Source organism: Wohlfahrtiimonas larvae (assembly GCF_002006755.1).
GTDB classification, from domain to species: Bacteria; Pseudomonadota; Gammaproteobacteria; order Cardiobacteriales; family Wohlfahrtiimonadaceae; genus Wohlfahrtiimonas; species Wohlfahrtiimonas larvae.
The window spans coordinates 1-2,767 of sequence record NZ_MVDO01000089.1 but is presented as its reverse complement, the minus strand read 5'-3'; the positions used below and the strand labels follow the sequence as shown (position 1 = coordinate 2,767).

Annotated in this window: 4 protein-coding genes; 2 read left to right on the top strand and 2 right to left on the bottom strand. The window is 37.9% G+C overall.

Translation table 11 applies throughout. The features are described 5' to 3' along the window. Nucleotides 1-595: sodium/glutamate symporter (locus BZK14_RS05675; RefSeq protein ID WP_281249085.1), on the top strand; the 595-nt coding region annotated here is incomplete at its 5' end. Between the two features lie 95 nt (nt 596-690). After that, complete coding sequence (locus BZK14_RS05670) at nt 691-1,449, top strand: HEAT repeat domain-containing protein (RefSeq protein ID WP_077925589.1); 759 nt, start codon at nt 691-693, stop codon at nt 1,447-1,449. A gap of 52 nt (nt 1,450-1,501) precedes the next feature. On the opposite strand, the gene BZK14_RS05665 is transcribed toward BZK14_RS05670, so the two are convergent. Further along, nucleotides 1,502-2,005 carry a flavin reductase gene (locus tag BZK14_RS05665; RefSeq protein ID WP_077925588.1) on the bottom strand — a complete coding sequence of 168 codons (504 nt, stop codon included), beginning with the start codon at nt 2,003-2,005 and terminating at the stop codon, nt 1,502-1,504. Between the two features lie 62 nt (nt 2,006-2,067). Beyond that, the coding region (locus BZK14_RS05660; protein WP_143691367.1) for a methionine synthase at nt 2,068-2,767 on the bottom strand (700 nt) is incomplete at its 5' end.

The window sequence follows — 2,767 nt, the reverse complement described above, 5'->3', positions numbered from 1 at the left end:
AACATTAAGCAAAGCGGTGAAAGAAATAGATGTCAATGGTTTCTTAAGAATGCTTGCTGTCATTTTGGGTATTATGGTTGTCGGTCGTTGGGCTTCTGCAGAATTTACAGCAATGACAGGCTTTTCACTACCAAGCTATGTAGGGGCGATGTTGATTGCGATCATTGTGCGTAATGTGAATGATTATTTTACTGTGGTAAAAATTCATCAAAAATCTATTGATTTAGTATCAGGCGTTTCTTTGGGATTATTCTTAACAATGGCTATGATGTCATTGAAGATTTGGGAATTGAGTGAAGTTGCATTGCCATTATTGAGCATTTTAGTATTACAAACCATCGCAATTTTAGCATTCACGATTTTTATTGTATTCCGTTTGCTAGGTAAAAACTACGATGCTGCTGTGATGTGTGCAGGCTTAATGGGGCATGGTTTGGGCGCAACACCAAATGCAATGGCAAATATGACATCTGTGTGTGAAAAATACAAAATGGTATCGACACGTGCATTGATGATTGTACCAATCAGTGGTGCAGTATTAATCGATTTAGTTTCGATTCCTTATCACACATGGTTGATTAACTATTTCTCATAAGATACAGATAACGATATAATGTCGTCATCAAAGCCCCAAATGTTTAATATAAGCCTTTGGGGCATTTTATTTTGTTGTGAATTTAAGAGGTCAATATGAGTAAGAAGCGATTATCCAAAGGCGTAATCATCCCAGACAAAGATAAAAAAGTTGTGGAGGTTTTATTAGGCTTGAGCAAGGACGCTTCGGATGATGAATTTGTGATTGGCTTTAGACAAAAATACCCAGAAGATTGGAAAAGAGTAGAAGCTCGTTATAACGAATATGAAAGTTTAGTGAAAAAAGGCAATATTCCACCGATGGCAAAGCCATATCAATATGTATTGAATGCAGCAAAAGGAATTCGTGCACGTTATAAAAAAGGTGAAAATTTAACTGAAGTACTCCAAAAAATGAATGCACCTAAGCCAAAATTCATTGAAGGTATCCCACAAGACCTAGAAGCTTTATTGAAAAAACTGCATGATAGGGGTAGTTATGAAAAGCGTATTGATGCGATTAAAAAGCTAGGTAAATACAAGTGCAAAGAAGTAATTGATGAGTTTTTAGCGATTATGAAAACAGATCCTGTAACAGATGTTAGGGAAGCTGCATACTCATGTTTGGTTGTCTTTGGTTATGATATTAGCCGCCCACGAAAAGCGCCAATGTATGTGGATAAAGATTTAAAAGAGAAGTTAATGGAAGTTGCTAATTCATTGCATGCAGATTTCTCTTATGATCGCTTTGCATCGAAGTTCCAAGCAATTTACCCCGAAGAATATGATCTTCATAAATACAATAAAAATGTACTATTTAAAGGTTGGTTGCAGCAACAAATTAAGCAATTACCAAAGCAGTATCCAGATTCATAAGTACAAAAGGCCCCTTTTGGGGCTTTTGAGTTATTCATAGTAGCTATTTGTATCACCAATCTGTCACAGTAATTTTTGGCTCACCCACATGATGATAAGCGCGATTAAAATAAACTAAGCCTTGATTATGTTGGCTTTGCTGGATTGCTACGATACGGCAAATGAAAATCGTATGCGTACCAATCTCTTGGATTTGATCTATTTCACAATCGAAGCTCACCAATGCATCTTCTAATACAGGCGCACCTGTTTCTAATTCAGTCCAGGTGCCGTGTTCAAAACGTTCTTCAGGTGATATTTTAGATGAGAACACTTTAGAAATTTCTTGATGGTGCGAGCCTAATACATTCACAGTTAAAATTTTATTATCTATAAAATGATCATGTGAACTAGAAGCGCGATTCATGCAAACTAACAAAGTTGGCGGTGTATCTGTCACACTGCATACAGCAGAAGCTGTGAAGCCATGACGACCAGATTTTCCTGCTGTTGTGACAACATTAACTGCGCCTGTTAACAAAGACATCGCATTTCTAAAGTCTGCTACTTCAACCATTGTTTTTTCCTAAATTGATCCATAGTTTTGTCCTTACTGATTAACTATAGCATGTGAATCTATCAAATGAGTTCTTGGCGCACAATTGCAGCACCTGCGCTGAGTGCTTTAAGTTTACCACGTGCAACTTGGCGAGATAATGGTGCCATGCCACAGTTTGTGGAAGGATACAGTTTATCAGCATCCACAAATTGTAGGGCTTTACGTAATGTCGCTGCAACTTCATCAGCTGTTTCAATTGCATTCGTTGCCACATCAATAGCGCCTACCATAACTTTTTTACCACGAATCAATTCAATTAAGTCCATTGGCACATGGGAGTTTTGGCATTCAAGCGACACGATATCAATATTGGATTTCTGCAATTTAGGGAATGCTTCTTCATATTGGCGCCATTCTGAACCTAATGTTTTTTTCCAATCTGTATTGGCTTTGATGCCATAGCCATAGCAAATGTGTACAGCAGTTTCGCATTTCAAGCCTTCAATTGCACGCTCTAAGGCTGCAACACCCCAATCATTCACTTCATCAAAAAACACGTTGAATGCAGGTTCATCAAACTGAATGATATCAACGCCCGCAGCTTCTAATTCCAATGCTTCTTGGTTGAGAATTTTGGCAAATTCCCAAGCTAGTTTTTCACGGCTTTTATAATGGGCATCATAGAGTGTGTCTATCATTGTCATTGGGCCCGGTAATGCCCATTTAATAGGTTTGTCTGTGTGTTTTCGTAGGAATTTAGCATCCTCCACAAACACAGGT

Excerpts from the sequence above, each read along its gene's own strand:
- BZK14_RS05665 (WP_077925588.1), bottom strand. The coding sequence starts at position 2,005 with ATGGTTGAAGTAGCAGACTTTAGAAATGCGATGTCTTTGTTAACAGGC.
- BZK14_RS05670 (WP_077925589.1), top strand. The coding sequence starts at position 691 with ATGAGTAAGAAGCGATTATCCAAAGGCGTAATCATCCCAGACAAAGAT.